A 2420-nucleotide genomic window follows, 5' to 3' on the forward strand; every position below is an offset into this window, starting at 1 on the left:
CTGTTTTCATGCTTTAGATTAAGCAACTTTGATTCCTTGGTGCGTAAGGTCAGATACTCATATAAAAAAAATCTATGTTTGATTCATCAATTTGTAATAATTTTTCTTTAAGAAATTCTGCACTTTTTTCTCTTGTTTCATAATGTAAACTAAATGTTTTATTATCACTTTCTATTTTATCTGACAATATTTTTAAAATGATATAAATTGTTGTCAATCTCTGCTGCCCATCGATAACATCCCATTTTTGATTATCTTTTTTAACAACAATTGGCTGTAAACAATAGAATTCATCTTTGCTCTTATCTTTATTAACAAACTCCCAAATATCTTCTAACAACTCTACTACTTGTTGTTTTGTCCATCTATAACCTCTTTGATATGATGGAATAAAAAAACTTTCAGGCTTTTCTTCTTTATTGCGTAATAACTCATAAATAGATTTTAATTTTAATTTCTCACTCATCCCACACTCTCCTTTAATTTTCTCAAAACTTCCACCATCGCCAACGTATCAAGCTTGCAGTATTCTAGCAGAGCTTTTCTATACTGCTCTTTTGTTGCATCGTCCATTTTTGAGAGCTTTGCAAATGTCTGCATCGCTTCGCCGCCGTTGTGTACGAGTGACAGCTCTTTGTATGCCCTCTGCATCTCTGGCACGAGGGCTGGAAGTACATATTTTATGGAGTAGCTTCCTCTCATGCTAGGCACATAGTACTCTTTCTTTTGAAACGGTGTCATGAGGTCTCGTATGTTCTCATGAATGGCAAGAAGTTTTGGCGCAAACTCTTCAAACTGCTCTGCTAGTTTGCGTATCACCCCTTTTTCAAACCCCATGTTGTAAGCTAAAACCGTTACATCGGTTGGTATGTCCTCCACTAGTCTCTTTGCTAGTTCATATCGTGGGTCTTTGTCGTCATTTGCTAAAAATTCATAATGCTTCAAATCTCCGTTTTTCTCTTCTACATGTAGAGAGTATTGAAACGGTATCTGCATAAACGGGTTGATGCCCTTCCACTGCGGCACTGCTTGTTGAAATGTCTCAAAATCAAGATGATACAAAGGGTAACTTAAACCATCAACAAACTCTTTTATAGCCTCTTTGTTTATTATCTCTCTGTTCTGTAGTTCAGAGTTTATCTGTATCTGCTGCGAGATGGAAAAGTCTGCTATGTTTGTAATATCCGTAAAATTGACAATGCCCTGTTTGTAGAGAGAAAATTTGGTATCGGTTTTTAGCCTTGAGATGTCAAAAATGCTGTAACTCGGCACATGACCCCAACAGTAGCTCATCGCGTCGCACTCGTAAGGGCTTGTGCAATGCGTACCTATATCTATGTCGGGCATATTTTCGCTATCGCTTAGGTGTGTTTTAAAAAGCTTTAAGTAGTTTGGGATGTTATGTTGACGCTCTAGCACTTCGTCTGTAACATCTACAATGCTAAAAAGCTTCTCAACTTCAAGCTCATCACCTCTTACATATTTGTTGTTTATGTGGACTACATTTGCGCTCTTTAGAGTGTAGCCCAAACCATTTAAGACATAGTATTGGATAGAGACATCATCAAGATAGACATCTTTTACTTCCGTTGAGCTTTTGACCTCATATATCTCAAGCGTGCCGTCGCTGTTTATGTGAAGTATGTCAACCATTACGACTATATCGTCATACAAAAATGTCGCCTCGTAGATGTTTTCTACACCCTCTTCTATCCACTTTTTTGTTAGTGCCGTTTTTTCGTCAAAGCTTGTGTTCTCATAGGGTACTTCTTTGCCATCAGAAAAAAGTCCACATGCCAAAGCACCCACTTCATTTCCTGTTTCAAACATAGCCTCGGCAGAGCCATCGGGCGGAGTTAAAACATCTTTTTTGTACTTTTTAAGCCAAAGAGACTTAGTGCATTGAAGACCTCTTATGTAGAGTGATTTGGATAGTCTCATTTTGTTTTTATCTCCAAATAACCTTTTAAATCCTCGTCTATCATCTCCTGTATCCACTCAGGCTCTATGACTCTCATGTGCGGCAGCCAATACTTGATAATGGGAAGTATCTCCATCTCATGCGTTATTTTTATAACAAACTCCATAGTTCCGTCTTTGTGAAGAGACTCAATGGACTGTGTCGGAAGCGGTCTTCTTTGAAGGTACTTTGCGGCAATCTTGTTGGCATAAATCTTAACTTCAAACGGTTCTACATCCTTTTGGAACCATACGGAAACGGAATTTTCAAGCAGGTCTTCAAGCTTTGCGTCGGTGGAAAAAGCCGTATCGGTCGCTTTTACATTTGAGATGTTTTTTAGGTAGTACTTCTTAAGCACATCCTCTTGAAGTGCAACCAAATACCAAAATCCCTCAAAGTTTACAATTTGCGCATAGCGTTCAAACCGGCCACCAAACGCGCAGAGCATCCGGCCACCTCT

The 2420-nt window shown here is 38.5% G+C and carries 3 protein-coding genes; all 3 read right to left on the reverse strand.

Annotated elements, in window-relative coordinates:
• Window positions 1–49 precede the first annotated feature (49 nt).
• The gene (locus tag IBX42_RS12080; protein ID WP_294933182.1) at window positions 50–466 is read right to left on the reverse strand and encodes a DUF262 domain-containing protein; all 417 of its coding nucleotides are present in this window, start codon (window positions 464–466) and stop codon (window positions 50–52) included.
• Window positions 463–1941 (reverse strand): DUF2779 domain-containing protein, encoded by a 1479-nt coding sequence (locus tag IBX42_RS12085; protein ID WP_294933183.1) that lies wholly within the window; start codon window positions 1939–1941, stop codon window positions 463–465. Before IBX42_RS12085 ends, IBX42_RS12080 begins: the two co-directional genes overlap by 4 nt.
• Window positions 1938–2420: WYL domain-containing protein (locus IBX42_RS12090; protein ID WP_294933184.1), on the reverse strand; the 483-nt coding region annotated here is incomplete at its 5' end. The genes IBX42_RS12090 and IBX42_RS12085, both read right to left, overlap by 4 nt.

It is taken from the genome of Sulfurimonas sp. (assembly GCF_014859695.1).
Taxonomy (GTDB): domain Bacteria; phylum Campylobacterota; class Campylobacteria; order Campylobacterales; family Sulfurimonadaceae; genus Sulfurimonas.